We start from the raw sequence: 26,462 nt of genomic DNA, 5'->3' as shown, positions 1-26,462 counted from the left end.
CCTCCCCGACCACGGCACCGGCCTCGCCGACCCCCTCGCCGCCTTCCAGGACGAGTGGGCCCCCCGCTTCTCCGCCTCCGCGGGCCCCCGCTACCTCGGCTTCGTCACCGGCGGCGCCACCCCCGCCGCCCTCGCCGGGGACTGGCTCACCGCCACCCACGACCAGAACTCCAACTCCGCCCTCGATCCCGCGGGCCAGGACCTGGAACGCGTCACCACCGGCTGGCTCCGCGACCTCTTCGGCCTCACCGACGCCCACACCGGCACCTTCGTCAGCGGCGCCACCATGTCCAACACCACCGGCCTCGCCATCGCCCGCGAATGGCTCGGCGAACGCGCCGGGGTCTCCCCGGCCCAGGACGGCGCGGCCGCCCTCGGCCCGGTCCGCGTCCTGTCCGGCGCCCCGCACTCCTCCATCGCCAAAGCCCTCGCCGTGCTCGGCCTCGGCCGCGCGGCCCTGGTGCCCGTACCCACCCTCCCCGGCCGCGAGGCCGTCGACCCGGCCGCCCTCGCCCGCGCCCTGGCCGACACCCCCGGCCCCTGCGTGGTCGTCGCCAACGCCGGGACCGTCAACACCGTCGACTTCGACGACCTGCGCGCCGTCGCCGCCCTGCGCGAGCACCACGACTTCTGGCTCCACACCGACGCCGCCTTCGGCGCCTTCGCGGCCCTCTCCCCGGACCACGCCCACCTCACCGACGGCCTCGACGCCGCCGACTCCGTCTGCGTCGACCTCCACAAGTGGCTCAACGTCCCCTACGACAGCGCCGTCCTGTTCACCCGCCGCCGCGACCTCCAGGCCCGCGTGTTCCAGAACGCCGCCGCCTACCTCGGCCCGCTCGGCGACCAGCCCGACCTGGTCCACCTCACCCCCGAGAACTCCCACCGGCTGCGCGCCCTCGCGGCCTGGTTCACCCTGCGCGCGTACGGCCGCCAGGGCCACCGGGAGATCGTCGAACGGGACATCGCCTGCGCCCGGGCCCTCGGCGCCGCACTGGACCGCGACCCGGCCTTCGCCCTGCTCGCGCCGGTCCGCCTGAACGTCGTCTGCTTCACCCTCGCCGCCGACCCCACTCCGGCCCGGCTGACCGCCCTGCGGGAGGCCGCGGGCGCCGAGGTCTTCGTCACCCCCACCGTCTACGCGGGAACCCCCGCCCTGCGCGCCGCGTTCTCCAACTGGCGCACCACGCCCGCCGATGTGGACCGGGCCGCCCGGGCCCTCCGTACCGCGGCAGAGGGGATCGCATGACCGACCGCCCACCGACCACCCCGCTCACCCTGGCCGAGGTCGAGGCCCTGGCCCGCGCGGCGCACGAGGGCCAGACCGACAAGGCCGGACGGCCCTACGCCGAACACCTCGCGGCGGTGGCCGAGGGCGTCCGTATCCGGGGCGGCAGCGACGGCCAGCAGGCCGCGGCCTGGCTCCACGACGCGGTCGAGGACGACGCCCTGAGCCGGGAATGGCTGGCTTCCGCGGCCCTCCCGCAGTCCGTGAAGGACATCGTCCTGGCGGTCACCAAACGCCCGGGCGAGCCGGTCGAGGAGTACACGGCCCGCATCCTGGCCACCCCGGGAGCCCTGCTGGTCAAGGAGGCCGACCTCGCGCACAACGCGGACCCGGCCAGACTCTCCGTACTGGACGAACCGACCCGCCTGCGCTTGACCGGCAAATATGCCCGCGTCCGGTCCCTGCTGGGCCTCTGAATACGGCGCAGTTGGCAGAAATGGTCGTCATCGGGCGGATAGCCGGGGTCCGTTGGTGGCACGATGTTCCTGGGGACGCGCGTGGCCGCGCACCCCGGGCCGACCAGGGGACGACCGAAGGTGTGATCAGTAGTGGCCATTTCGCTGTCCGTGGTGGTTCTGTTGGTGGTCATCCTGGTGGTGCTGATCCGCGGCAACCACATCAAGGCGGGCCCCGCCATCGTCGCGGCCCTCTTCGGCTTCTTCCTGGCGTCGAGCTCCATCGCGCCGGACGTGAACCGTTTCCTCAACTCCCTCGCGGACACGATCGCGGGCATCAAGCTCTAGTGCCGCGTCAGGGTGGGGGAGAGCATGCTGGAGCAGCTGCGGCAGCTCGTCGTCCGCCACGGCGCGGAGGAGCAGCAGCCCGTGCGCTTCCGTCCGGGAACGTGGCATCCATGGCTGGAGCCGCACGGAGCGGCGCACGTACTCGATAGCGGCGTCGCGTGCGCGAACGGTCCGAGCGGTGACCGTCTCATCAGCCGCGGCGACCTGGTCCGCCTGCGTGACCTTGGGGGCGAGGACCCGGACTCCCTGCGCGACCTGTTCGTGGCCGTCATGATCTGGGGCTCGGGCACGACGAACGGACGTGCGCCCCGCTACACCGGCATGGCCCTGGCCGACGCACGCCTGCCCGCGGTCCTCGCAGGCACCCGCGACGCGGTCCGCGGCGGCGACCTGGCCGGGGCCTACGGGCGATTCCACCTCAACGGCGTCCGCCGGTCCTTCTTCACCAAGTGGTTCGCGGCCGTGGACGACCGCGGCGCGACGGGTGAGCGGGCCTTGATCCTCGACGTCCGGGTCTTCCGTTCGCTCAATGCCCTCGGGTGGACCAGTCACGAGGTGGCCGGCACGCGCCACTGGCCCACCCGGTACGCCGCCTATGTCGCCGCCATGCACGGCTGGGCCGGCTCCCTGGGAGTCACGGCCGAGCGGCTCGAGTGGCTCCTCTTCCATCTGAACGGTCGCGTGGACGAGCGGTGAGCGAGAGGCGCGCGGGGGGCACGGGCGGCGGCCCCGCCCCCGGGAACGACTCAGGGCCAGGTCCGAGGAAACATCCTCTGACCTGGCCCTGAGCCATATAAGAGCGGGCGACGGGAATCGAACCCGCGTAGCTAGTTTGGAAGACTAGGGCTCTACCATTGAGCTACGCCCGCACAGTGCGTGCCCGAGGTCGCGGACCGGGGCACACGCAGCATCCTAGCGGGTCCCGGCGGGGGGTCGCACACCACATTCCGCGGGGGCGCGTTGCGGCATTCCTCCACGAGCGCGCGTCGGAACGTCTCCGGGCATGTACCCTACGTGTCGCACCGACGGGGTGTGGCGCAGCTTGGTAGCGCGTCCGCTTTGGGAGCGGAAGGTCGTCGGTTCGAATCCGGCCACCCCGACCAGTCATCAGTATCACCGCACGCACGCGTCCGCAGCGCCCTCGCCGACGGCTCCCATAACAGCCGTCGGCGCCGCTGTCACCATGAAGATCGCGTTGTGGGCTGCTGACCGCTTGCGGTTACTATGCAAGCTGCGTGCCCGTGTGTCTGATGTACCGGGCCCGATCCGCTGAACCGCTGAATTCGCAGCGACAGCAGAACCCCAGCAGTCAGCCACAAGGAGACCTAACCGTGAAGAGCGCCGTGGAGACCCTGAACCCTACTCGGGTTCGGTTCACTGTTGAGGTGCCCTTCGAGGAGCTCAAGGACAGCCTCGACGCGGCCTACAAGAAGATCAACCAGCAGGTCACGGTGAAGGGCTTCCGTAAGGGCAAGATCCCGGCCCGAGTCATCGACCAGCGCTTCGGCCGCGGTGCTGTGCTGGAGGAGGCCGTCAACGACGCCCTCCCGAAGTTCTACACCGAGGCCGTCAACGAGGCCGAGGTCAACCCGCTGGGTCAGCCCGAGGTGGACATCACGGAGCTGAAGGACGGCGAACTGCTGGCCTTCACCGCCGAGGTCGACATCCGCCCGACCGTCGAGATCCCGGACTACTCCGGCATCGAGGTCGAGGTCGACGCGATCGAGGTCACCGACGAGGACGTCGACAAGTCGATCGAGCAGCTGCGCGGTCGCTTCGCGACCACCAGCGTCGTCGAGCGCGCGGCCGCCGAGGGCGACGTCGTGACGATCGACCTCGAGGCCAAGGTCGACGGCGAGGTGCTCGAGGACGGTGTCGCTTCCGACGTCGCGTACACCATCGGCTCGGGCGAGCTGCTCGAAGGCATCGACGAGGCCGTGACCGGCCTGGAGGCCGGTGGCGAGGCCACCTTCGCCTCCCAGCTGAAGGGTGGCTCCGCCGAGGGCAAGGACGCCGAGGTCACCGTCAAGGTCACCAAGGTTTCCGCCCGTGAGCTGCCGGAGCTGGACGACGAGTTCGCCCAGCAGGCGAGCGAGTTCGACAGCCTGGCGGACATGAAGGCCGACAGCCGCAAGCGCCTCGAGAACATGAAGCAGTACGACCAGGCCACCCAGGCCCAGGAGCGCGTGCTGGAGAAGTTGCTGGAGCTCGCCGAGGTCCCGATCCCCGAGAAGCTCCTCGAGGACGAGGTCAACACCCGTAAGCACAGCCTGGAGCACCACCAGCTGGGCCAGATGGGTCTGACCCTCGAGAAGTACCTGGAGATCCAGGGCAAGACGGTCGAGGAGTTCGACGCGGAGACGCGCGAGCAGGCCGTCAAGGGCATCAAGACCCAGTTCCTCCTCGACGAACTGGTCAACAAGGAGAAGCTGAACGTGAACCAGGAGGAGCTCACCGAGCACCTCATGCGCCGCGCCCAGTCCTCCGGCATGTCCCCGGACCAGTTCGCCCAGGCCGTCGTCGAAGGCGGTCAGGTTCCGATGCTGGTCGGCGAAGTCGCCCGCGGCAAGGCCCTCGCGGTCGTCGTCGAGTCGGCGAAGGTCACCGACACCAACGGTGTCGAGGTCGACCTGTCCGACGAGGACGAGGAGCAGGACGCCGAGACGGTCGAGGCGGCCGCCGACGCGGACGCCGACGCCGACGAGGCCCCGGCCGACGAGGCCAAGTAAGGCCCCGTCAGGAGGCTCGACAAGGCCCCTGAGCTGTGCCCGAAGGGCCCGGACGCGCGAGCGTCCGGGCCCTTCGGCCGCTCCGCCCGCCCCCGGCCGCGCCCCTTCTCGGGGCCGTTCAAGGGGTGTTCGCGGGGTGATCGGGAGGGCCGCGCACCTTGCGCTCCGAGCGAACAGTTCGGGATGCGGGATGGCGTTGTCCTACCTGCGCGTTAGGGTCCATGAGTACGAGGGCTGCGGGGTACCCGGAAGCCGGCGGACATGTTCGCGCCGACCGAGCCGCCCCCCAGAAAGAAACGCTGAGACGGCACGAGAGCCGTCGGAGACGAGCAGGTGGATACGTGACGAATCTGAAGCCTTACGCCGCGGGTGAGCCGTCCATCGGTGGCGGCCTCGGCGACCATGTCTACAACCGGCTGCTCGGCGAGCGCATCGTCTTCCTCGGCCAGCAGGTCGACGACGACATCGCGAACAAGATCACGGCGCAGCTCCTGCTCCTGGCCGCCGAGCCGGAGAAGGACATCTACCTCTACATCAACAGCCCCGGTGGCTCGGTGACGGCCGGTATGGCCGTCTACGACACCATGCAGTACATCCCGAACGACGTCGTCACCATCGGCATGGGCATGGCGGCCTCCATGGGCCAGTTCCTGCTCACCGGCGGGGCCAAGGGCAAGCGCTTCGCCCTGCCGAACACCGACATCCTGATGCACCAGGGTTCCGCGGGCATCGGCGGCACCGCCTCGGACATCAAGATCCAGGCCCAGTACCTGCTGCGCACCAAGCAGCGCATGGCCGAGATCACCGCGTTCCACTCGGGTCAGACGGTCGAGGCGATCATCCGCGACGGTGACCGCGACCGCTGGTTCACGTCCGAGGAGGCCAAGGAGTACGGCCTCATCGACGAGATCATCTCGGCAGCGTCCAACGTTCCGGGCGGCGGTGGCACCGGGGCCTGATCCCCGGCCGCACCGTCAGTACCCAGCCGACAGCCCGCAGAACGCCACCAGGATGGTGAAAACCTCGATGTACATGAACAACCTCTCTCCCGCGAGCGGTCTCCACACCGGTCCGCAGGTGGACAACCGCTACGTCATCCCGCGCTTCGTCGAGCGCACCTCGCAGGGCGTGCGCGAGTACGACCCGTACGCGAAGCTCTTCGAGGAGCGCATCATCTTCCTCGGCGTGCAGATCGACGACGCCTCCGCCAACGACGTCATGGCGCAGCTGCTGTGCCTGGAGTCGATGGACCCGGACCGCGACATCTCGATCTACATCAACAGCCCCGGCGGCTCGTTCACCGCGCTGACGGCGATCTACGACACGATGCAGTTCGTGAAGCCGGACATCTCGACGGTCTGCATGGGTCAGGCGGCCTCCGCCGCCGCCGTCCTGCTCGCCGCCGGTACGCCGGGCAAGCGCATGGCGCTGCCGAACGCCCGCGTGCTGATCCACCAGCCGTCCGGCGGCACCGGCCGTGAGCAGCTCTCCGACCTGGAGATCGCGGCCAACGAGATCCTGCGCATGCGCGACCAGCTGGAGAACATGCTGGCCAAGCACTCCACGACGCCGATCGAGAAGATCCGCGACGACATCGAGCGCGACAAGATCCTCACGGCCCAGGACGCGCTCGCCTACGGTCTGGTCGACCAGGTCGTATCCACCCGCAAGAGCAACGCGGTCTGATCCTTGCCGCCCCTTGGCGTGGGGGGCCGTCGCAGAAGGCGATGTGAACCACGTCAAGGGGGCCCCGCAGGGGGCCCTCGGCAAGGTACCGTCGGATAGAGGCACCAGGAGCGCTGAACCAGGCGTCTCCCAGGCGAAGGGGAAGCACCTCGTGGCACGCATCGGTGATGGTGGCGACCTGCTCAAGTGCTCGTTCTGCGGAAAGAGCCAGAAGCAGGTGAAGAAGCTCATCGCAGGTCCCGGTGTGTACATCTGCGACGAGTGCATCGACCTCTGCAACGAGATCATCGAAGAGGAACTGGCCGAGACCTCCGAGGTCAGGTGGGAGGAACTCCCCAAGCCTCGTGAGATCTACGAGTTCCTGGAGAGTTACGTCGTCGGCCAGGAGCCGGCGAAGAAGGCGCTCTCCGTCGCGGTCTACAATCACTACAAGCGCGTTCAGGCCGGCGAGAACGGCGGCGCGCAGGGCCGGGACGACGCGATCGAACTCGCGAAGTCCAACATCCTCCTGCTGGGACCCACGGGTTCCGGCAAGACGCTGCTGGCCCAGACGCTCGCGCGCATGCTCAACGTCCCGTTCGCCATCGCCGACGCGACGGCGCTGACGGAGGCCGGGTATGTCGGCGAGGACGTCGAGAACATCCTGCTCAAGCTGATCCAGGCCGCGGACTACGACGTCAAGAAGGCCGAGACCGGGATCATCTACATCGACGAGATCGACAAGGTGGCCCGCAAGAGCGAGAACCCGTCGATCACGCGTGACGTGTCGGGTGAGGGCGTCCAGCAGGCCCTGCTGAAGATCCTGGAAGGCACGACCGCCTCCGTCCCGCCGCAGGGCGGCCGGAAGCACCCGCACCAGGAATTCATCCAGATCGACACGACGAACGTGCTCTTCATCGTGGGCGGAGCCTTCTCCGGCCTCGAGAAGATCATCGAGTCGCGCGCGGGCGCCAAGGGCATCGGCTTCGCGGCCACGATCCGCTCCAAGCGCGAGATCGAGGCGAGCAACCAGTTCCAGGAGGTCATGCCGGAGGACCTGGTGAAGTTCGGGATGATCCCCGAGTTCATCGGCCGTCTCCCCGTCATCACCTCGGTGCACAACCTGGACCGCGAGGCCCTGCTCCAGATCCTCATCGAGCCGCGCAACGCCCTGGTGAAGCAGTACCAGCGGCTGTTCGAACTCGACGGGGTCGAGCTGGACTTCGAGCGCGAGGCGCTGGAAGCGATCGCGGACCAGGCGATCCTCCGCCAGACGGGCGCGCGCGGTCTGCGCGCCATCATGGAAGAGGTCCTGATGTCGGTGATGTACGAGGTCCCGTCCCGCAACGACGTGGCCCGCGTGGTCGTCACCGCGGAGGTCGTCCGCTCCAACGTGAACCCGACGCTGGTCCCGCGGATCGTCCCGAAGGACCAGGGCCCGCAGGAGAAGTCGGCGTAGCCGCCGCAGGCACGTACGAGGAGGGGCGCCCCGGACCACCGGGGCGCCCCTCCTCGTACGTCCGCTCGGGCCGGAGTGTCAGGCCTTGGTGCGGCTGGTGCTGTAGAGCTTCGCGGCGATCTTGGAGACGTCCTCCAGGGTGCCGTTGCTGCCGCCGAGCGCCATCGCGGCCTGGTCCATGCGGTTGGTCGCGGCCAGGGTGGAGTAGTCACCCCAGACGCAGGTGGGGATCAGGGCCGAACTCGGCTGCCCCGGCTTGACGTTCTTCGTCGCCGTCATCTTGATGTTGGCGCACTTCATCACGGCGCCCTTGAAGCCCGCCGGGCTGAACTCCTTCGGAGCGCCCGAGAGTTCGTACTTGAAGCCGATCGCATCGTTCTCCTTGCTGGAGACCGAGACGCTCGCGAAGTACGCGTCGATCGACTTCGAGGGGTCGGCGATCTCGCCCCACAGGCCGAACCCGGTGACCTGCTTGACCGCCACGCCCGTACCGCTCTTGTACTGGACCACCGCGTTGTGGGCGTTCTTGACCCCGAGGAGTTCGGCCTTGGTCTTGGCCTCGCCCGTCAGCGCCTCGTCCGGCGCCGTGGGCGTCTTGTCGTCCTTCTTGTACTCGTCGACGGCGGCCGGGTAGGCGAGCTTGTAGCCCTTGGTGTCCGCGGAGATGCCGCCCGTGGCGCCGCCGCCCTTCGTGAAGTAGTAGCCCGCGCCGCCGAGGACGGCTATCGCGACGACCACCGACAGGACGATCACGCCCGTCTTCGACTTCTTCGGGGGCTGCTGGTAACCCGGCTGCGGGTAGCCGCCCGGGGCCTGCTGGTAGCCCGGCTGCTGCTGGGGGTAGCCCATCGGCGGGGTCGGCGGCTGCTGGGGGTAGCCGTAGCCGGGGCCCTGCGGGGCCTGCTGGGGGTATCCGGGCTGGGCCGGGGGCTGCTGCGGGTAGCCGTACCCCGGCTGCGGCGCGGGCTGCTGCCCGTACGGCCCGGGCTGGCCCCCGTACGGCCCCGGCTGCTGAGGCTGCTGGCCGCCGTAAGGCCCCGGCTGGTTATAGCTCATGCCCGTGTCCCCCTTGAGGATGTTTATGTGTTGCTCACATCCTCGCGGAAGCCGGTAACGCGCAGGCGGCCGGGCCCCGCGTTTACCGGTTTTAACACTGGACCGTTACCGCTCTAAACTGTGCCCGTGACCGAGAACGCGCAGACACCCAGCAGCCCCAACTCCGAATTGCCGACCCAGTACGCGCCGGCCGAGGTAGAGGGGAAGCTCTACGAGCGCTGGGTGGAGCGTGGTTACTTCACGGCCGACCCCGCGAGCGAGAAGCCCGCGTACACCATCGTCATCCCGCCGCCGAACGTCACCGGCTCCCTGCACCTGGGGCATGCCTTCCAGCACACGCTCATGGACGCCCTCACCCGCCGCAAGCGGATGCAGGGCTACGAGTCGCTGTGGCTGCCCGGCATGGACCACGCGGGCATCGCCACCCAGAACAAGGTCGAGCAGCAGCTCGCCGAGGAGGGCAAGTCCCGCCACGACCTGGGCCGCGAGGAGTTCGTCGAGCGGGTCTGGCAGTGGAAGGAAGAGTACGGCGGCAAGATCCTCGGCCAGATGCGGCGCCTCGGTGACGGCGTCGACTGGTCGCGCGAGCGCTTCACCATGGACGAGGGCCTGTCCAAGGCCGTCCAGACCATCTTCAAGAAGCTCTACGACGACGAGCTGATCTACCGCGCCGAGCGCATCATCAACTGGTGCCCCCGCTGCCTCACCGCGATCTCCGACATCGAGGTGGAGTACCAGGACGACGCGGGCGAGCTCGTCTCCATCATGTACGGGGAGGGCGAGGACACCCTCGTCGTCGCCACCACGCGCGCCGAGACGATGCTCGGTGACACGGCCGTCGCCGTCCACCCCGACGACGAGCGCTACCAGCACCTCATCGGCACCCGGGTCAAGCTGCCGCTGACCGACCGGACCATCCCGATCGTCGCCGACACCCACGTCGACCCCGAGTTCGGCACCGGCTGCGTCAAGGTGACCCCCGCCCACGACCCGAACGACTTCGCCATCGGCCAGCGCCACGGCCTGGAGTCGATGACGGTCATGGACGAGCACGGCGTCATCACCGTCCACGGCCCCTTCCTCGGCCTGGACCGCTTCGAGGCCCGCTCCGCGATCGTCGGAGCCCTGCGCGAGCAGGGCCGGATCGTCGCCGAGAAGCGCCCGTACCAGCACTCCGTGGGCCACTGCTCGCGCTGCCGCACCACCATCGAGCCGCGCCTGTCCCTCCAGTGGTGGGTCAAGGTCGACACGCTGGCCAAGGCCGCCGGTGACGCGGTCCGCGACGGCCGGGTCTCGATCCACCCCGAGGAGATGTCCAAGCGCTACTTCGACTGGGTCGACAACCTCAACGACTGGTGCATCTCGCGCCAGCTGTGGTGGGGCCACCGCATCCCCGTCTGGTACGGCCCGGCGGGCGAGGTCGTCTGCCTCGGACCCGACGACGAGGCGCCCACCGGCGAGGGCTGGACGCAGGACTCCGACGTCCTCGACACCTGGTTCTCCTCCGGCCTGTGGCCGTTCTCCACGCTCGGCTGGCCGGAGAAGACCCCGGACCTGGAGAAGTTCTACGCCACCGACGTCCTGGTCACCGGTCACGACATCATCTTCTTCTGGGTCGCCCGGATGATGATGTTCGGTCTGTACGCCATGGACGGCGAGGCCCCCTTCAAGACGATCGCGCTGACCGGTCTGGTCCGCGACGAGCGCGGCAAGAAGATGTCGAAGTCCTTCGGCAACGTCGTGGACCCGCTGGACTGGATGGACAAGTACGGCTCCGACGCCGTCCGCTTCACCCTGGCCAAGGGCGCCAACCCGGGCACCGACGTGCCGATCGGCGAGGACTGGGTCCAGGCCTCCAGCAAGTTCGCCAACAAGATCTGGAACGCCACGCGCTTCGCGCTGATGAACGGCGCCACCATCGAGGGCGAGCTGCCCCCGGTCGAGGAGCTGTCCGCGACCGACCGCTGGATCCTGTCCCGGCTCAACAAGACGGTCGCGCAGGTCGACGCCTACTACGACGACTTCCAGTTCTCCAAGCTCAGCGATGCGCTCTACCACTTCGCGTGGGACGAGGTCTTCGACTGGTACGTCGAACTGTCGAAGACGACCTTCTTCGCGGGCGGGGAGCCGGCCCGGGCCTCCGCGCGGGTCCTCGGCGAGGTCCTCGACGTCATGCTGCGCCTGCTGCACCCGGTGGTCCCCTTCGTCACCGAGACCCTGTGGACCACACTGACCGGCGGTGAGTCCCTGGTGATCGCCGACTGGCCTATGGACAGCGGCCTGCGCGATCCGGCCGCCGAGGCCGAGATCGAGGCCGTCCAGAGCCTCGTCCGCGAGGTGCGCCGGTTCCGCAAGGAGCAGGGCCTCGACGACAAGCAGAAGGTCCCGGCCCGCCTGGACCTGTCCGCCACCGCGCTGGCCGCGCACGAGGCGGCCATCCGGCAGGTGCTGCGCCTCCAGCCGGAGGGCGAGGAGTTCAGCGCCACCGCGACCCTGCCGGTCGGCGGGGCGACGGTCGCGCTCGACCTGTCGGGCACGATCGACGTGGCCGCCGAGCGCAAGCGGCTGGCCAAGGACCTCACGGCCGCCGAGAAGGAGAAGCAGCAGGCGCAGGCCAAGCTCGGCAACGAGGCCTTCATCGCGAAGGCGCCCGACAATGTCGTGGACAAGATCAAGGGCCGGCTGGCCAAGGCGGATGCGGACATCGAGCGGCTCCGCAACCAGCTGGAGACGCTGCCCGAGGCGTAACACCCGCAGATCCCGCCGAGGGGAGGGCCCCGCACCGTCGCGGGTGCGGGGCCCTCCCCGTGGGCCCGGCCCGCGCGCGGCCGCCTCAGCGCCCGCGCCGCCGGGTGAGGAGCGGGACGCCTACGAGCGCCAGCGCGCCCGCGCCCGCCCCGGCGAGCCCGGCCGTCAGCCCGGGCGGCAGGTAGCCGCACGCGACGCGCGAGGCGCCCGTGCCCAGGGGTACGCCGAGCAGCCCCTGGTACGAGACGGGCGGCCGGGCCGGGCCGCCGTCCACCGAGCAGGTCCAGCCAGGGGGAACGGTGGTGGCGACCACGGCGGTGCCGGCCGAACCCTTCGGGAGCCGGGCGGTGAAGGAGTGCCCGCCGGTCTCCACGCTCGCGCCGCCCCGCTCGCGCAGGTTCCGTACGGCCCCCTCGAAGGCCGGGACGTCCAGGCAGCCGAGGGCGTCGGCGGGCAGCGACTGGCCGTCCTCCCTGGTGCGGACGGTGAAGGAGAACCGGCCGTCGGCCCCGGCCGTACCCAGTTCCTTCAGCGGGGCCAGCCGCAGCGGCGGCGCGCCGTAGAAGCCCTCGGAGGCGCCGCCGGGGGCCGCGACGTCGGCCCGCAGCGCGGGCGCGTGCAGGAAGGCGCGGGCGCCGGGGGCGCAGCGGGCGGTGAAGGTGTTGCCCGGTCCGGTCCCGTCGGCCGGGTCGGGGCCCAGCCGCAGGCCGCGCGCCGGGTCCGCCGGGGTGAGGGCGGGGACGGTGTACACCTTGGCGCCCAGGGCGGCCTGGCGCCGGGCCCACACCGAGTCGGCGGGGGCGCCGTACGCCCGGTCGCTACCCGGCGGCCGGACGGCCACCAGCGGCACCGCGGGGGTGTCACGGACCCGGACGTCATCGGTGCCGATGACGTCGAGGGTGGTGCCGATCCCGAGCAGGGCCTGGAGGACGGGGTCCCGCGCGGGCCACAGGTGCCGCCCGCCCATGGCCTCGCCGAGGCCCAGCCCGGCCAGCGCCGCGGCGGTCTCGCGGGTGATGTAGCTGCTGTAGTAGGACCCGCCCTGGGCGCCCAGCAGCATCGCGTCGTTGTTGGTGACGAAGACCTCGGGGCCGGGGTCGGTGCGCGAGGCGGGCCAGTCGTCGCGCGGGACCAGGGCGTGACGGGTGTTCAGCCCGAGCCGGGTCATGGTCTGGGCGCGGGCGGGACCGCGCTGGGCGGGGTCGAGGAGTTCGGTCAGCCCGTGGGCGGAGAACGCCGCGCCCCAGAGGACGGCGGCGGCGAGCAGGCCGACGACGGCGCGCCGGGCCGGGCGGGGCAGGCCGCGGGCGTAGAGCAGCAGGAGCCCGGTGACGGCGGCCCCGCCGAGGAGGCTGCCGGTCAGGGCGCGCTCGCCGAGGGGCTGGGTGCCGTAGGAGAGGGCGATGAGCACGCCGAGCAGCGCGGCCCCGCCGAGCAGGGCCCGGGGACGGGGCATCCGGGCCAGGCAGACCCAGGCGGCCATGACGAGGAAGCCGCTGAGGACGAAGGACTCGCGGAAGGGGGCGCCGTGCGGGAGGGCGAAGCCCTGCCACAGCTCGGCGGTGGGCGTGATGACGAAGGAGAGCGCGGTGGCGGCGATCAGCACGCCCCAGGCGATCCGTTCGCGGACCGGGACCCGGGCCTGGAACGGCAGCGCGAGCGCGAGCAGCAGCGCGAGGGATCCGGCGTACACGTTGGGCGCGGAGGGGCTGGCGAGGCTGCCCGGCAGGAACATGGCCAGGTAGGTGCGCAGCGGGGTGGCCACGCTGACGACGTACTTGTCGGTGGGCTGGGCCTGGGCGTTGGCGAGCCCGCACACCAGGATGGCGGGGGCGGCCAGCAGCATGCCGGTGGCGGTCATGGTGGCGGCCCGCCACAGGGCGCGGCCCCGGGCGCGCGCGTCGGCGCCGCCGATCGCGAGGCGTAGCAGCAGGACGAGCGCGGCGGCCAGGGTGGCCATGGCGGCGGTGTAGAAGTTCGCGTACCAGCAGAGCGCGACGAGCAGGCTGCCGAGGACCCAGCGGCGGCCGGTCAGGCACCAGTCGGCGGCTATGCCGAGCAGGGGCAGGGCGACCAGGCCCCACGTCCACATGGGGACGACGGCGCCCTCGGCGAGGTTCCAGCCGCAGGTGGCGTACCCGACCGAGAGCAGGGCGCGCAGCCAGGGCGATCCGGGCCGCAGCCGGCCGAGGAAGACGGTCATGGCGGCGGCGGCGAGGCCGAGGCTGAAGAGGCTGACGAGGAAGACCGGGAACTCGCTCTGGTCGCGGGGGAAGAGGCCGACGAGCCAGGAGAACGGGTTGGCCAGGTAGGTGAAGAAGTCGCCGAGGAAGCCGACGCCGTAGCCGCTCTGCCAGTTGTAGAGGAGGTCGCCGGGCGCGGTGCCGTGCTGGAGGTCCCACAGGTGGGTGTGGAAGGGCACGTACTGGTGGCGCAGGTCGTTGTCGGCGCGCGGTACGGGACCGAAGGGGTAGGTGCCGTGGGCGGCGAGCCCCGCGCAGTAGGCGGCCATGGACATCAGGGCCGAGGCGAGGGCGGCGAGGGCGCCGAGCGGGCCGGTGCGGCGGCGCGCGGCCGCCGGGCGGCCGGGGCCGGGGCCGCGGTCGCGGGCCGGGGCGGGCTGGGGGACCGCCGTCCCGGGCAGCGGGGCAGGCGTGGTCGGGGCGGAACTCATGGCGATGCGGAGCCTCGGGTGGTCGGAAGCGCTGCCTGCCGGAGGGCCGCAGTCGTCCGATCTTAGGGAAATCGTCAGAACATTCGAATGCCGAAGACGGAAAAGACGAGCACTGTGACCAAGGCGTAGAGGAAGGCGGGCACCAGCCAGTGCGGCAGGGCGCGCAGCCGGGACCGCGGCGCGGCGAGGTGCCGGGTGACGTACCAGAACAGCGGGATCATCACGGCCCAGACGGCCATGCACCACGGGCACAGCGCGCCGATCACGAACAGGCACTGGCCGATGAGCCACACCGTGAAGACGAAGCCCGCCGTGATCCCGGCCCAGACCCCGCGCCACAGCCAGTGGGGGAGGACCGCCCCGGCGACGAGTGCCAGACCCAGGGCGGCGAGCGCAGCGAACCCGGCGATGCCCAGGAGCATGTTGGGGAAGCCCAGCAGATTGCCCTGCCAGGTGGTCATCACGTCGCCGCAGTTCAGGACCGCGTTCAGAGTGCAGCCCGGGATGAAGAGGGGGTCCTCCAGGGTCCGCAGGGGTCGTAGGTCAGCGCGCCCGAGGCCAGCGCGCCGGTCACTCCGCCGATCAGCAGCAGGAGGGGAAGGCTCCGGGCCCGGGCGCCGCCGGCGGCCGGACGGCTGGCGGGGGAGCGGCCGGCGGGGGAGTGATCGGTGGTCATCTTTCCGAAGGTACGAAGCCGGGCCCGTCCTCCGGCAGGGCCGTCCGGCCCCTGACCGCCCCGCACAGGTCCCGCAGGCCCCGCCCCGCCCGCGCCCGCTCGCTCGTGTCCGGAGTGCGGCATATCACCTCCACCGGAGGTCCGGCTGAGGAGATGGCGGCCGCCGACCACGGATGATGGAAGGCATGCACGTCAAGCCCGTCGCCCCGGCGCTCCAACGGCTCCGGGCCACAGGCCGCAAGCTCTCCGAGAGCTGGGCCGCCTCGCCCCGCGCGCACGACGTGCTCACCGCGCTGGGCTGCCTGGGGCTGATGGCCCTGGACCTGCCCGGGCTGGCCTCCGAGGACAACTCGCTGAACGCCCCACAGGCCGCCGTGGTCCTCACCGGCGGCGCCGCGACCCTGCTGCTGCGGCGCCGGGCGCCCTGGCTCTCGTACCTGATCGCGCTGCTCTTCATCGGGTGGCTGCACGAGCTGACCCTGATCCAGTTCGCCCTGTACTCCGTGGGCCGCTACCGGGGCAGGCGCGCCGGGATCCTCGCCACCGGCGGGTACGTCCTCTTCGCCCTCGCCCTCTTCAGCCTGCCGGGCTGGCCCGAGCAGCGGGCGGACACCCTCAGCGCCTTCCTCAGCCTCGTCATCCCCATCGGGGTGCTGGTCTCGGCCGTCGGCATCGCCGCCTACCGGCACGACTTGGTGCGCGAACTGGCCGTCCGGCGCGGGGAGGCCGCCGTCTACGAAGCGGTGGAGCAGGAGCGCCGCTCGGTCGCGCGGGACGTGCACGACTTCGTCGGGCGGGAACTGACCCTGCTGACCGTGCGCTCCGAGGTGCTCTCGATGCGGGCCCGCGAGACGGCGTACGCGAAGGACTTCGAGGAGCTGGCCGACACCGCGCGCCGGGCCCACCTCGTGCTGAACGAGATCATCGTGCAGCGCGGCGAACGGGCCTCCACCCCCGGTGTGGACGGGCTCACCGCCCTCGCGGACGAGAGCGGCCGGGCCGGATCACCCGTCCGCCTCGTCATGGGCCCGGACGCGCGGGAGCTGTCGCCGCTGCGGCAGGCGGCCGTGTACCGGGTGGTCCAGGAATGCCTGACGAACGCCTCGAAGCACGCGCGCGGCGAGACCATCGAGGTGTCCATCGCGACCGACGGCCCGCGGCTGCGGATCGCCGTCAGCAACGGCCTGCCCGCCCGCACCCCGGTCCGCGCCCCCGTCTCGACCGGCTCGGGCACGGCGAGCATGGCCGAACGCGTGCGCAGCCTGGGCGGCACCCTGACCGCGACGTGCACGCACGACTCCTACGAGGTCGTCGCCGTACTGCCTCGTTCCTAGGGCCCGGTTCGATCCCAGGGCTCGGTCCGCTCGCCCCGCCGGGAGGCTATGTGGCCGGGGTGAGCAGCGAGTTCAGCGTGTCCATGTCCTCCACGCACTTCCCCGAGCCCAGGGCCACGCAGTCCAGCGGGTTGTCCGCCACGAAGACCGGGATGCCGGTCGCCGAGGCCAGGCGCAGGTCCAGGCCCGGCAGCAGCGCGCCGCCGCCGGTCAGCACGATCCCGTGCTCCATCACGTCACCGGAAAGCTCCGGCGGGCACTCCTCCAAGGTGGTGCGCACGGCCGCGATGATCGCCTCGACCGGCTCGTCGAGGGCCGCGCGCACGTCGTACGAGGTCAGCTCCAGGGTCTTGGGCATGCCCGCCGCCTTCTCGCGCCCCCGCACGGTGAAAGTGCGCCCCTCCAGCTCCGGCAGGCCGGGCACCGGCCAGGCCGAGCCGATCGCGACCTTGACGTCCTCGGCGGTCCGCTCGCCGATGAGCAGCGAGTGCTCCTTGCGCACGTAGTCCATGACCGCGGCGTCGAGCCGGTCCCCGCCGACCCGCAGCGACTGCGACGTGACGATGCCCCCCAGCGAGATCACGGCGACCTCTGTGGTCCCGCCCCCGATGTCCACCACCATCGAACCGCGCGGCTCCGCGACCGGCAGCCCGGCGCCGATCGCCGCCGCCATCGGCTCCTCGATCAGGTGCACCGTGCGCGCCCCCGCCCGGGTCGAGGCGTGGACGATGGCCCGCCGCTCGACCGGGGTCACCCCGGACGGCACGCAGACGACCATGCGGGTGCGCGGCCTGCGCCCCGGTACGGCCTTGCGCACGAAGTGCCGGATCATCTCCTCGGCGGCCTCGTAGTCGCAGATCACCCCGCCCCGCAGGGGGCGGATCGCGGTGATGGAGCCGGGGGTGCGGCCAATGGTCTCCTTGGCCTCGGTGCCCACGGCCACCGCCGCAGAGGTGCCGGCCCGGACCGCCACCACGGACGGCTCATTGAGCACGATGCCGTGACCCCGTGCGTAGACGAGGGTGTTCGCGGTCCCCAGATCTATCCCTATGTCGCGGCTGGATCCTGTCTTATTGCTGCTGGCCTGCGGCATTTGTTCCCCAATCTCCTGGCGCAAGACTCGCATAACGATATGGACGCGCTTCCCGCTGAAGGTCCCGAAACGGCCGGGCCGAAAGTCCTCCGGCTCCCCGTCCGTAGACTGGCCCCGTGAGTGAGCAGCAGCACGAGAGCGACGACCGGTCCGACGAGTTCGACGAGATCGTGGCCAAAGAGACCGACCGCGACCCCGACCTGGCGGTGATCGAGGCCGGTAGCCGCACCCTGCGCGCCCACGGCGGAGCGCCCCAGGGCGACCAGGCCCCCTCCCGCCCCCAGGACCCGGAAGTCGAGCGGGCCCTGCGCGAGGTGGAGCAGGAGCTGGCCGGACGCTGGGGGGAGACCAAGCTGGAGCCGTCCGTCACGCGCATCGAGGCGCTGATGGACCTCCTGGGCGCGCCGCAGCGCGCGTACCCCTCCATCCACGTCACCGGCACGAACGGCAAGACCAGCACCGCCCGCATGATCGAGGCCCTCCTGGTCGCCTTCGAGCTGCGCACCGGGCGCTACACCAGCCCGCACGTGCAGTCGATCACCGAGCGGATCAGCCTGGACGGGCTGCCGATCAGCCACGAGCGGTTCGTGGAGACCTACCACGACATCAAGCCGTACGTGGAGATGGTCGACGCGGCCCAGGAGTACCGGCTGTCCTTCTTCGAGGTGCTCACCGGGATGGCGTACGCGGCCTTCGCGGACGCCCCGGTCGACGCGGCCGTGATCGAGGTCGGCATGGGCGGCAGCTGGGACGCCACCAACGTGATCGACGGGTCGGTCGCGGTGATCACCCCGATCAGCCTGGACCACACGGACCGGCTCGGCTCCACCCCCGGCGAGATCGCCCAGGAGAAGGGCGGGGTCATCAAGCAGGGCGCCGCCGTGATCCTCGCGCAGCAGCCGGTGGACGCGGCGCAGGTACTGCTGAAGAAGGCCGTGGAGGTGGACGCGACCGTGGCCCGCGAGGGCATGGAGTTCGGCGTGGTCTCCCGCGAGGTGGCGGTCGGCGGTCAGCGGCTCACCCTGCGCGGGCTGGGCGGCGAGTACGACGACCTGTTCCTGCCCCTGTACGGCGCCCACATGGCCCGCAACGCGGCGGTCGCCCTGGCGGCGGTCGAGGCCTTCTTCGGGATCGGCGCCGAGCACGCGCGTCCGCTGGACGTGGACACCGTGCGCAAGGCCTTCGCCTCGGTGTCCTCGCCGGGCCGGATGGAGGTCGTACGGCGCAGCCCCACGGTGGTGCTGGACGCCGCGCACAACCCGGCGGGCGCCCTGGCCACCGCCGAGGCGGTCACCGAGTCCTTCGGCTTCAGCCGACTGATCGGTGTGGTCGCCGCGAGCGAGGGCAAGGACGTCAGGGGCGTCCTCGAAGCCTTCGAGCCGATCTTCGCCGAGGTGGTGGTGACCGAGAACACCAGCCACCGGGCGATGGGCGCGGACGAGCTGGCCGCCGTCGCGGTGGAGGTCTTCGGCACCGACCGCGTGCAGGTGGAGTCCCGGCTGGACGACGCGCTGGAGGCGGCCATCACCCTGGCGGAGGAAGAGGCCGAATTCGGTGGGGCCGGGGTCCTGGTGACCGGTTCCGTGATCACGGTGGGCGAGGCCCGCCTGCTGTTCAAGAGGGGCTGAGGACATGCGCACGCTCTGTGCCAGCACGCTGATCGGCGAGTTCTTCGTGATCGGTTTCGCGGGCCTGGTCGCGATGAAGGACCCGGATCTGACCCAGGCCGCGGTCTGGACGGTCTGCGGGGTCACCATGCTGCTGTCGGTACTGCTGTGCGGGATGCTGACGCGTCCCGGCGCGGTCCAGATCGGCTGGGCGCTGCAGATCGGGCTGATCCTGAGCGGGTTCGTCGTCCCGACGATGTTCTTCCTCGGCGTGGTGTTCGCGGGCCTGTGGTGGTGCTCCGTGCACTACGGCCGCAAGATCGACGAGGTCAAGGCCCGCTGGGCGGCCCAGGCCGAGGCCGCGGCGCCTGACGCTGCGTGACGGGGGCCCGTACGGCCCCTGTAGCCTCGACGCACCGCACCCGTATGCCGCAAGGAGTTCGAACATGACCCAGCGCACTCTCGTCCTGCTCAAGCCCGACGCGGTCCGTCGCGGCCTGATCGGCGAGGTCATCGGCCGGATCGAGCGGAAGGCCGGCTGGACGATTCCGGCGCTGGAGCTGCGCACGCTGGACCAGGAGACCCTGGAAGCGCACTACGGCGAGCACAAGGGCAAGCCCTTCTACGAGCCCCTCATGGGCTTCATGTCCTCCGGCCCCGTCGTCGCTCTGGTGGTCGAAGGGGAACGCGTCATCGAGGGTGTCCGCCAGTTGGCCGGGCCCACCGACCCGATCGCCGCGGCGCCCGGCTCCATCCGGGGTGACTTCGGCAGCATCACCCGGGAGAACCTGATCCACGCCTCGGATTCCGAGGAGTCCGCGGAGCGGGAGCTGAAGCTGTTCTTCCCTGCGCTCTGATGACTCTTTCCTGACGGAACATCAGCCAAATAGCGCTCATGACCTGGGGCGACCGAAGTAATTTCGGTCGCCCTTCGGTATGACCGGGCGATACCGGGAACGCATGAGCAGGACACGACGTCACCACTAGGGGGCGGGTTTCCGTTCCGGCGGATTGCCGGAGTCCCGTCGCGCGATGCCCGTACATGCGGCACTACGATGGGGCCTCCACCCACAAACACCCACCTCGCCGACCTGACAGCAGCCGCTATCAACTGGAAGGCCAGACGCTCCTCATGGGGAACAAGGGGAACAACATGTCGTTCATCGGCCGTGACATGGCGATCGACCTCGGGACCGCCAACACGCTGGTGTACGTGAGGGGCCGGGGAATCGTCCTGAACGAGCCGTCCGTGGTCGCCATCAACACGAACACCGGCGGCATCCTGGCGGTAGGCTCCGAAGCGAAGAAGATGATCGGGCGCACGCCCGGCAACATCGTCGCCGTACGGCCCCTCAAGGACGGCGTGATCGCCGACTTCGAGATCACCGAGCGTATGCTCCGGTACTTCATCCTCAAGATCCACAAGCGCCGCTACCTGGCCCGTCCGCGCGTCGTGGTCTGCGTACCCTCCGGCATCACGGGAGTGGAGCGCCGCGCCGTCATCGAGGCGTCCACACAGGCGGGCGCCCGCCGGGTGCACATCATCGAAGAGCCCATGGCCGCCGCCATCGGCGCGGGCCTTCCCGTCCACGAGGCCACCGGCAACATGGTCGTGGACATCGGCGGCGGCACCACCGAGGTCGCCGTCATCTCCCTCGGCGGAATCGTCACGGCACAGTCCATCCGGGTGGCCGGTGACGAGCTGGACAACGCGATCATCCAGCACATCAAGAAGGAGTACTCGCTCCTCCTCGGCGAGCGCACCGCCGAGCAGATCAAGATCACCATCGGGTCGGCCTACGACCTCGACAAGGACGAGCACACCGAGATCCGCGGCCGCGACCTCGTCTCGGGCCTGCCCAAGACGGTGGTCATCTCCGCCGCCGAGGTGCGCAAGGCCATCGAGGAGCCCGTCAACGCCATCGTCGACGCCGTCAAGACCACCCTCGACAAGTGCCCGCCGGAACTGTCCGGCGACATCATGGACCGGGGCATCGTCCTGACCGGCGGCGGGGCCCTGCTCCGCGGCCTCGACGAGCGGCTGCGCCGGGAGACGGGCATGCCGATCCACATCGCCGAGGACCCGCTCGACTCAGTGGCCCTGGGCTCCGGCAAGTGCGTCGAGGAGTTCGAGGCGCTCCAGCAGGTGCTGGACGCGCAGCCCCGGCGCTGACACCGCTCCCGTCAGGGGGTCCCGCTGCCAGGGGACCTCGCGGAACACAAGGATCCGCCGTACGGGTGCTGTCGCTCCCGTACGGCGGATCGTTGATATACAGGCAGGAATTATTCCGACGAGGAAGGCACGGCCGCCGCACGTGAGGGACACACGAGAGAGCCGGCTGCTCCTGGTGCTGCTGATCGCCATCGCGTTCGCATTGATCACGGTGGACATCAGAGCGGGCGAGGAGTCACCGGTCGACGGTGCCCGGCAGGCCGCCGCAGCGGCCTTCGGCCCGGTCGAGAAGGGCATGGCGACCGCGGTGGACCCGGTCGCGCACGCCATAGGGGCGGTACGCGACTCCGGTGAGCGCCACAACCGCATCACCGCGCTCGAAGGGGAGAACGCCGCCCTCAAGGCCAAACTGGGCAGCGACGACCGCAACAAGAGCCGCATCCACGAACTGGACGAGATGCTCAAGCGGGCGGGCTCGGGCCAGTACGGCATCAAGGGCGCCGAGGTCATCGCGATAGGAGCGGCCCAGGGCTTCTCCTGGACCGTGACCATCGACGCGGGCAGCAAGGACGGCATCGAACGCGACATGACCGTCCTCAACGGCGACGGCCTGGTCGGCCGGGTCACCACCGTCGGCCCCGACACCGCCACCGTCGTCCTCGCCAACGACCCCGACTTCACCGTCGGCACCCGCCTGGAGAAGACCGGCGAACTGGGCTTCGCCACCGGCCAGGGCGACCGCGCCCTGTCCGTGCAGATGCTCAACGGCAAGGCGAAGATCGGCCCCGGCGACCGCCTCGTCACCTTCGGCTCGCGCGGCAACAAGCCCTTCGTGCCCGGCGTCCCCATCGGAGAGGTGGTCAAGGTCGACCCCTCGCGCGGCGACCTCACCCGCACCGTCTGGGTCCGCCCGTACGTCGGGTTCTCCCGCCTCGACATCGTCGGCGTCGTCGTCATGCCGCCCCGCGCGGACCCGCGCGACGCCGTCCTGCCGCCCAAGCCCGAGGGGCCCAAGCCGACGCCGACCGTCACCGTCACGGTCACCCCGTCGCCCAATGCCTCCATCAAGCCCCCGGCCGAGTAGGAGCTGACCGCCATGCGTTTCAACCGGATCCTGCTCGCCTCCACCCTGGTCGTCGTCGCCCTCGTCGTCCAGGTCACCGTGCTGGGCCGCCTCCAGCTGCCGGGCGCCGTCCCCGACCTGGTGCTGCTCACCGTCGTCGCCCTCGCCCTGGTCTACGGGCCGGTCGGCGGCGCCCTGATCGGCTTCAGCGCCGGACTGCTGGCCGACCTGGCCCCGCCCGCCGACCACGCCGCCGGGCGGTACGCGCTGGTGCTCTGCCTCATCGGCTACGGCTGCGGGCTGATGCGGCCCGACAACGGCCGCTTCCGCTCCGCCTGGGGCCCGATGCTGACCGTGGTGGCCGCCGCGTTCGCCTCCACCCTGCTGTACGCCGGAGTGGGCGCCCTGGTCGGCGACACCGCCGCCCGCCACGTGGGCCTCGTAGGACTGCTCTTCACCGCGGTCCTCTACGACCTGCTGCTCGCGCCCTTCACCGTGCCGTTCCTGATGGCGCTGGCCCGGCGCGCCGAGAGCGACCCGATGGCCGTCGAGGCCAACGGCGGCCCGGGGCAGGGCGCCGACGTGGCCTCCGGCTGGCTCTCGGGGGGCACGGGCCTGCGCATCGGAAGTCAGCGCGGCGGCCTGCGGATGAAGACCGCGCGCGGCCGCGCCAACAAGGCCGTCCGCATCAAGGGAGTCAAGGGCGTCAAGGGCGTGAAGAGCGTCAAGGGCGTCAAGAAGCTGTGACGGGGGAGCACGCGTGACCAACATTCCCGAGACCGGCCGCACCCCCCGGGTGCGGATCCGGCTCGTCATCATCCAGGTGCTCGTCTTCTCGCTGCTGCTGACGCTCGGCGGGCGCCTGTGGTACCTCCAGATCCGCAACGGCGCCGAGTACGCGGACGAGGCCAAGAACAACCACGTCCAGCAGGTCGTCCAGCCCGCCGTGCGCGGCGCGGTCCTGGACGCGCGCGGGGTGGCGCTGGCCGACAACGAGACCCGTCTGGTCGTCTCCGCCAGCCGCACCGAGCTGATGAAGATGAAAGACAAGGGCAAGGGTGTCCTGAGCCGCCTCGCGGGGGTCCTGGACATGAAGCCGCAGGACGTCGTGGACAAGGTCCGGCTCTGCGACTCCAAGACCCCCCAGCCCTGCTGGAACGGTTCCCCCTACCAGCCGATCCCGGTCACCCTGGAAGCCACCACCCAGCAGGCCCTCCAGATCCGCGAGCGCCCCGAGGACTTCCCCGGCATCACCGCCGAGCCCACCGCCGTACGCCGCTACCCGGCCCCCGGCGGCGCCAACACCGGCCAGGTCCTCGGCTACCTCTCGCCGGTCACCGACAACGAGATCCAGGCCGCGAAGGACACCAACTCCCCGTTCCTGCGCTCCGACCAGGTCGGCCGCTTCGGCCTGGAACGTACGTACGACAAGCAGCTGCGCGGGAAGTCCGGCGTCACCCGCTACGAGGTCGACAACCTCGGCCGGGTCATCGGCGAGGCCCAGAACGACCCGTCCGTGCCCGGCGCGAACGTGGTCACCAGCATCGACGCCCGGGTCCAGGGCGTCGCCGAGTACGAGCTGAACGCGGCCATGGTCGAGGCCCGCAAGCAGAACGACCGCAACACCGGTGTCAACTACAAGGCCGACGCGGGCGCCGTCGTCGTCCTGGAGTCCAAGACCGGCCGCGTCGTGGCCATGGCCTCCAACCCGACGTACGACCCCAACGTCTGGGTCGGCGGCATCTCCGGCAAGGACTACGCCAAGCTCACCGCCAAGGAATCCAACGTCCCGCTGATGAACCGGGCGATCCAGGGCCAGGCCGCCCCCGGCTCCATCTTCAAGGTGGTCCCGACCGCGGCCGCGGTCAATGCCGGGTACAAGTTCGACGGCGACTACCCCTGCCCCAGCTCGTACTCCATCGGCGGCCAGGTCTTCAAGAACTTCGAGTCCCAGGGCCACGGCTCCATCACCCTCGGCCGGGCCCTGGAGGTGTCCTGCGACACCGTCTTCTACGCCCTCGGCCACCAGCAGTGGCTGAAGGACGGCGGTCTCAAGCCGGTGAAGAACCCGGCGCAGATCTTCTACAAGACCGCCCACCAGTTCGGCCTCGGCGCGGAGACCGGTGTGGACCTGCCGGGCGAGGAGAAGGGCCGGATCCCCGACCGCGAGTGGAAGCAGAAGTTCTGGGAGGCCAACAAGGACCAGTGGTGCAAGACCGGCAAGAAGGGCGGCACCTACGTCGAGCTGCTGTCCTACGAGAACTGCCTCGAAGGCAACCTCATGCGCGCCGGTGACGCCGTCAACTACTCCATCGGGCAGGGCGACACGCTCGTCACCCCGATCCAGATGGCCACCATCTACGCGGCCATCTCCAACGGCGGCACCCTGTGGAACCCGACCATCGGCAAGGCCGTCATCAGCGCCGACGGCAAGAAGACCGAGGAGATCCAGCCGAAGGCGCACGGCAAGCTGCCCATGACCGAGGAGACCCGGTCGAAGATAAACGACGCGCTGGAGGGTGTCGCCACGCGTGGCACCGCCGCCTGGCGCTTCGGCGGCTGGCCGCAGAAGCAGATCCCCATGCACGCCAAGACCGGCACCGCCGAGGTCTACGGCAAGCAGACGACGTCCTGGTTCGCCACGTACACCGAGGACTACACGATCGTGATGACGATCTCCCAGGGTGGTACCGGCTCCGGTGCCTCCGGCCCGGCCGTGCGCAACATCTACAACGCGATCTACGGCCTCGACATGGCGGGCAAGCAGGACCTCAAGACGGCCCTGCTGCCCCACCCCGAGTCGGCCCTGCCGAAGATCCAGCCCGACGGTTCGATCGACGCGCCCGAGATCAAGCCGTACGTTCCCGCCGACCCGACCGACGCGCCCCCGCCCCCGCTCGCCGGGCCGCCCGCCCCGGGGACCGGGAGGCAGGACTGATGCCCGGACCGAACACCTTCTCCGTCTCCCGCTACGCCCCCGACCGCGGTGCGATCGGCAAGCTGACCGCCCGCGATTCGGTGCTGCGCCGCCTCGACTGGCCGATGCTGCTCAGCGCGCTGGCGCTGTCCTTCATCGGCGCGCTGCTGGTGTGGTCGGCCACCCGCAACCGCACCACCCTCAACAACGGGGACCCGTACTACTTCCTCTTCCGGCACGCCATGAACACCGGCATCGGCCTGGTGCTGATGATCGGCACGATCTGGCTCGGCCACCGCACCCTGCGCGGCGCCGTGCCGGTCCTGTACGGGCTCTCGCTGCTCCTGGTCATCACGGTGCTCACCCCGCTCGGCGCGACCATCAACGGCGCGCACGCCTGGATCGTCATCGGCGGCGGCTTCTCGCTCCAGCCCGGCGAGTTCGTCAAGATCACCATCATCCTGATCATGGCGATGCTGCTCTCGGCCCGGGTGGACGCGGGCGACCTCGACCACCCCGACCACCGGACCGTCGTCAAGGCGCTGTGCCTGGCCGCCGCCCCCATGGGCATCGTCATGCTGATGCCCGACCTCGGCTCGGTCATGGTCATGGTCATGATCGTGCTCGGGGTGCTGCTGGCCTCCGGGGCCTCCAACCGGTGGGTGGTGGGGCTGCTCGGCTCCGGCGCGATGGGCGCCGTGCTCATCTGGCAGCTCGGCATCCTCGACGCCTACCAGATCAACCGGTTCGCGGCCTTCGCCAACCCGGCCCTGGACCCCGCGGGCGTCGGCTACAACACCAACCAGGCGCGCATCGCGATCGGCTCCGGCGGGCTGCTGGGCGAGGGACTCTTCCAGGGCTCGCAGACCACCGGCCAGTTCGTGCCGGAGCAGCAGACCGACTTCGTCTTCACCGTGGCGGGCGAGGAGCTGGGCTTCGTCGGGGCCGGGCTGATCCTGGTCCTGCTCGGGGTGGTGCTCTGGCGGGCCTGCGTGATCGCCCGCGAGACCACCGAGCTGTACGGGACGATCGTGGCCGCCGGGATCATCGCCTGGTTCGCGTTCCAGTCCTTCGAGAACATCGGGATGACCCTGGGCATCATGCCGGTGGCGGGGCTGCCGCTGCCGTTCGTGTCCTACGGGGGATCGTCGATGTTCGCCGTGTGGGTGGCCATCGGACTGCTCCAGTCGATCAGGGTGCAGCGGCCGATGTCGGCCTGACGGGTGGCCGGGACCTT

At 70.6% G+C, this 26,462-nt stretch carries 23 protein-coding genes and 2 tRNA genes; 19 read left to right on the top strand and 6 right to left on the bottom strand.

All coding sequences use genetic code 11. The annotated features are described in order from the left end of the window. The 4 genes from QMF80_RS28565 to QMF80_RS28550 form a co-directional block, all read left to right on the top strand. Positions 1-1,249: pyridoxal phosphate-dependent decarboxylase family protein (locus tag QMF80_RS28565; protein WP_283458421.1), on the top strand; the 1,249-nt coding region annotated here is incomplete at its 5' end. After that, positions 1,246-1,704 carry an HD domain-containing protein gene (locus QMF80_RS28560; protein WP_283458420.1) on the top strand — a complete coding sequence of 153 codons (459 nt, stop codon included), beginning with the start codon at positions 1,246-1,248 and terminating at the stop codon, positions 1,702-1,704. The genes QMF80_RS28565 and QMF80_RS28560, both read left to right, overlap by 4 nt. Positions 1,705-1,836: 132 nt before the next feature. Further along, positions 1,837-2,031 carry a hypothetical protein gene (locus tag QMF80_RS28555; RefSeq protein WP_283458419.1) on the top strand — a complete coding sequence of 65 codons (195 nt, stop codon included), beginning with the start codon at positions 1,837-1,839 and terminating at the stop codon, positions 2,029-2,031. A 24-nt stretch (positions 2,032-2,055) separates the two neighbouring features. Next, complete coding sequence (locus QMF80_RS28550; protein WP_283458418.1) at positions 2,056-2,727, top strand: 8-oxoguanine DNA glycosylase OGG fold protein; 672 nt, start codon at positions 2,056-2,058, stop codon at positions 2,725-2,727. A gap of 102 nt (positions 2,728-2,829) precedes the next feature. Here QMF80_RS28550 and QMF80_RS28545 read toward each other — a convergent pair. After that, positions 2,830-2,900: transfer RNA gene (locus QMF80_RS28545), tRNA-Gly, on the bottom strand. 157 nt (positions 2,901-3,057) lie between these two features. Here QMF80_RS28545 and QMF80_RS28540 point away from each other — a divergent pair. From QMF80_RS28540 to clpX, 5 genes are all read left to right on the top strand, one after another. Beyond that, a tRNA-Pro gene (locus QMF80_RS28540) sits at positions 3,058-3,134 on the top strand. 228 nt (positions 3,135-3,362) lie between these two features. Then, on the top strand, positions 3,363-4,760 hold the full coding sequence (tig, locus tag QMF80_RS28535; RefSeq protein WP_283458417.1) for a trigger factor: 1,398 nt from the start codon (positions 3,363-3,365) through the stop codon (positions 4,758-4,760). 341 nt (positions 4,761-5,101) lie between these two features. Then, positions 5,102-5,719: an ATP-dependent Clp protease proteolytic subunit gene (locus QMF80_RS28530; RefSeq protein WP_283458416.1), complete on the top strand. Its 618-nt coding sequence runs from the start codon at positions 5,102-5,104 to the stop codon at positions 5,717-5,719. A gap of 52 nt (positions 5,720-5,771) precedes the next feature. Then, positions 5,772-6,446, top strand: a complete 675-nt coding sequence (locus QMF80_RS28525; protein WP_283458414.1) for an ATP-dependent Clp protease proteolytic subunit — start codon at positions 5,772-5,774, stop codon at positions 6,444-6,446. Between the two features lie 151 nt (positions 6,447-6,597). Then, entirely contained in the window at positions 6,598-7,884 is a 1,287-nt protein-coding gene (gene clpX / locus QMF80_RS28520) for an ATP-dependent Clp protease ATP-binding subunit ClpX (RefSeq protein WP_283458411.1), read from the top strand. Between the two features lie 78 nt (positions 7,885-7,962). Here the strand turns inward: clpX and QMF80_RS28515 are convergent, their stop codons facing one another. Then, positions 7,963-8,940: a hypothetical protein gene (locus QMF80_RS28515; protein ID WP_283458409.1), complete on the bottom strand. Its 978-nt coding sequence runs from the start codon at positions 8,938-8,940 to the stop codon at positions 7,963-7,965. A 126-nt stretch (positions 8,941-9,066) separates the two neighbouring features. Here QMF80_RS28515 and QMF80_RS28510 point away from each other — a divergent pair, with 126 nt between their 5' ends. Continuing rightward, entirely contained in the window at positions 9,067-11,688 is a 2,622-nt protein-coding gene (locus tag QMF80_RS28510; protein WP_283458407.1) for a valine--tRNA ligase, read from the top strand. A gap of 85 nt (positions 11,689-11,773) precedes the next feature. Here the strand turns inward: QMF80_RS28510 and QMF80_RS28505 are convergent, their stop codons facing one another. The 3 genes from QMF80_RS28505 to QMF80_RS28495 all read right to left on the bottom strand — a co-directional run bounded on the left by QMF80_RS28505 (position 11,774) and on the right by QMF80_RS28495 (position 15,038). After that, positions 11,774-14,362 (bottom strand): YfhO family protein, encoded by a 2,589-nt coding sequence (locus tag QMF80_RS28505; protein ID WP_283458405.1) that lies wholly within the window; start codon positions 14,360-14,362, stop codon positions 11,774-11,776. Between the two features lie 74 nt (positions 14,363-14,436). Continuing rightward, on the bottom strand, positions 14,437-14,823 hold the full coding sequence (locus QMF80_RS28500; protein ID WP_283458403.1) for a vitamin K epoxide reductase family protein: 387 nt from the start codon (positions 14,821-14,823) through the stop codon (positions 14,437-14,439). 26 nt (positions 14,824-14,849) lie between these two features. Beyond that, on the bottom strand, positions 14,850-15,038 hold the full coding sequence (locus QMF80_RS28495; protein WP_283458402.1) for a hypothetical protein: 189 nt from the start codon (positions 15,036-15,038) through the stop codon (positions 14,850-14,852). Positions 15,039-15,223: 185 nt separating this feature from the next. Between QMF80_RS28495 and QMF80_RS28490 the strand changes: the two genes are divergently transcribed. Then, positions 15,224-16,372 carry a sensor histidine kinase gene (locus tag QMF80_RS28490; RefSeq protein ID WP_283458400.1) on the top strand — a complete coding sequence of 383 codons (1,149 nt, stop codon included), beginning with the start codon at positions 15,224-15,226 and terminating at the stop codon, positions 16,370-16,372. 46 nt (positions 16,373-16,418) lie between these two features. Here QMF80_RS28490 and QMF80_RS28485 read toward each other — a convergent pair whose 3' ends face one another. Next, positions 16,419-17,465 carry a rod shape-determining protein gene (locus tag QMF80_RS28485; RefSeq protein ID WP_283458397.1) on the bottom strand — a complete coding sequence of 349 codons (1,047 nt, stop codon included), beginning with the start codon at positions 17,463-17,465 and terminating at the stop codon, positions 16,419-16,421. Between the two features lie 116 nt (positions 17,466-17,581). Here QMF80_RS28485 and folC point away from each other — a divergent pair, with 116 nt between their 5' ends. The 8 genes from folC (at position 17,582) to rodA (ending at position 26,445) form a co-directional block, all read left to right on the top strand. Then, positions 17,582-19,093: a bifunctional tetrahydrofolate synthase/dihydrofolate synthase gene (gene folC / locus QMF80_RS28480; RefSeq protein WP_283458395.1), complete on the top strand. Its 1,512-nt coding sequence runs from the start codon at positions 17,582-17,584 to the stop codon at positions 19,091-19,093. Positions 19,094-19,097: 4 nt separating this feature from the next. Further along, positions 19,098-19,454: a DUF4233 domain-containing protein gene (locus QMF80_RS28475; RefSeq protein WP_283458392.1), complete on the top strand. Its 357-nt coding sequence runs from the start codon at positions 19,098-19,100 to the stop codon at positions 19,452-19,454. Between the two features lie 64 nt (positions 19,455-19,518). Next, entirely contained in the window at positions 19,519-19,929 is a 411-nt protein-coding gene (gene ndk / locus QMF80_RS28470) for a nucleoside-diphosphate kinase (protein WP_283458390.1), read from the top strand. A 296-nt stretch (positions 19,930-20,225) separates the two neighbouring features. Next, the gene (locus tag QMF80_RS28465; protein ID WP_215018090.1) at positions 20,226-21,245 is read left to right on the top strand and encodes a rod shape-determining protein; all 1,020 of its coding nucleotides are present in this window, start codon (positions 20,226-20,228) and stop codon (positions 21,243-21,245) included. 142 nt (positions 21,246-21,387) lie between these two features. Further along, positions 21,388-22,329 (top strand): rod shape-determining protein MreC, encoded by a 942-nt coding sequence (gene mreC / locus QMF80_RS28460; protein WP_283458389.1) that lies wholly within the window; start codon positions 21,388-21,390, stop codon positions 22,327-22,329. 12 nt (positions 22,330-22,341) lie between these two features. After that, entirely contained in the window at positions 22,342-23,055 is a 714-nt protein-coding gene (gene mreD, locus QMF80_RS28455; protein ID WP_283458387.1) for a rod shape-determining protein MreD, read from the top strand. 13 nt (positions 23,056-23,068) lie between these two features. Further along, on the top strand, positions 23,069-25,246 hold the full coding sequence (mrdA, locus tag QMF80_RS28450; RefSeq protein WP_283458385.1) for a penicillin-binding protein 2: 2,178 nt from the start codon (positions 23,069-23,071) through the stop codon (positions 25,244-25,246). Next, positions 25,246-26,445 (top strand): rod shape-determining protein RodA, encoded by a 1,200-nt coding sequence (rodA, locus tag QMF80_RS28445; RefSeq protein WP_283458383.1) that lies wholly within the window; start codon positions 25,246-25,248, stop codon positions 26,443-26,445. The genes mrdA and rodA overlap by 1 nt, the downstream gene beginning before the upstream one ends. Positions 26,446-26,462 lie beyond the last annotated feature (17 nt).

The organism is Streptomyces sp. G-G2 (assembly GCF_030063135.1).
In the GTDB taxonomy this organism is placed as follows: Bacteria; Actinomycetota; Actinomycetes; order Streptomycetales; family Streptomycetaceae; genus Streptomyces.
Note: the sequence above shows the minus strand (reverse complement) of the source record. Positions and strands in the feature narration are given on the sequence as shown.

Excerpts from the sequence above, each read along its gene's own strand:
- QMF80_RS28515 (WP_283458409.1), bottom strand. The coding sequence starts at position 8,940 with ATGAGCTATAACCAGCCGGGGCCTTACGGCGGCCAGCAGCCTCAGCAG.
- QMF80_RS28495 (WP_283458402.1), bottom strand. The coding sequence starts at position 15,038 with ATGACCACCGATCACTCCCCCGCCGGCCGCTCCCCCGCCAGCCGTCCG.
- QMF80_RS28505 (WP_283458405.1), bottom strand. The coding sequence starts at position 14,362 with ATGAGTTCCGCCCCGACCACGCCTGCCCCGCTGCCCGGGACGGCGGTC.
- rodA (WP_283458383.1), top strand. The coding sequence starts at position 25,246 with ATGCCCGGACCGAACACCTTCTCCGTCTCCCGCTACGCCCCCGACCGC.
- QMF80_RS28475 (WP_283458392.1), top strand. The coding sequence starts at position 19,098 with ATGCGCACGCTCTGTGCCAGCACGCTGATCGGCGAGTTCTTCGTGATC.
- QMF80_RS28500 (WP_283458403.1), bottom strand. The coding sequence starts at position 14,823 with ATGACCACCTGGCAGGGCAATCTGCTGGGCTTCCCCAACATGCTCCTG.
- QMF80_RS28525 (WP_283458414.1), top strand. The coding sequence starts at position 5,772 with ATGGTGAAAACCTCGATGTACATGAACAACCTCTCTCCCGCGAGCGGT.
- ndk (WP_283458390.1), top strand. The coding sequence starts at position 19,519 with ATGACCCAGCGCACTCTCGTCCTGCTCAAGCCCGACGCGGTCCGTCGC.
- QMF80_RS28465 (WP_215018090.1), top strand. The coding sequence starts at position 20,226 with ATGTCGTTCATCGGCCGTGACATGGCGATCGACCTCGGGACCGCCAAC.
- QMF80_RS28485 (WP_283458397.1), bottom strand. The coding sequence starts at position 17,465 with ATGCCGCAGGCCAGCAGCAATAAGACAGGATCCAGCCGCGACATAGGG.
- QMF80_RS28490 (WP_283458400.1), top strand. The coding sequence starts at position 15,224 with ATGCACGTCAAGCCCGTCGCCCCGGCGCTCCAACGGCTCCGGGCCACA.
- QMF80_RS28550 (WP_283458418.1), top strand. The coding sequence starts at position 2,056 with ATGCTGGAGCAGCTGCGGCAGCTCGTCGTCCGCCACGGCGCGGAGGAG.
- mreD (WP_283458387.1), top strand. The coding sequence starts at position 22,342 with ATGCGTTTCAACCGGATCCTGCTCGCCTCCACCCTGGTCGTCGTCGCC.
- QMF80_RS28560 (WP_283458420.1), top strand. The coding sequence starts at position 1,246 with ATGACCGACCGCCCACCGACCACCCCGCTCACCCTGGCCGAGGTCGAG.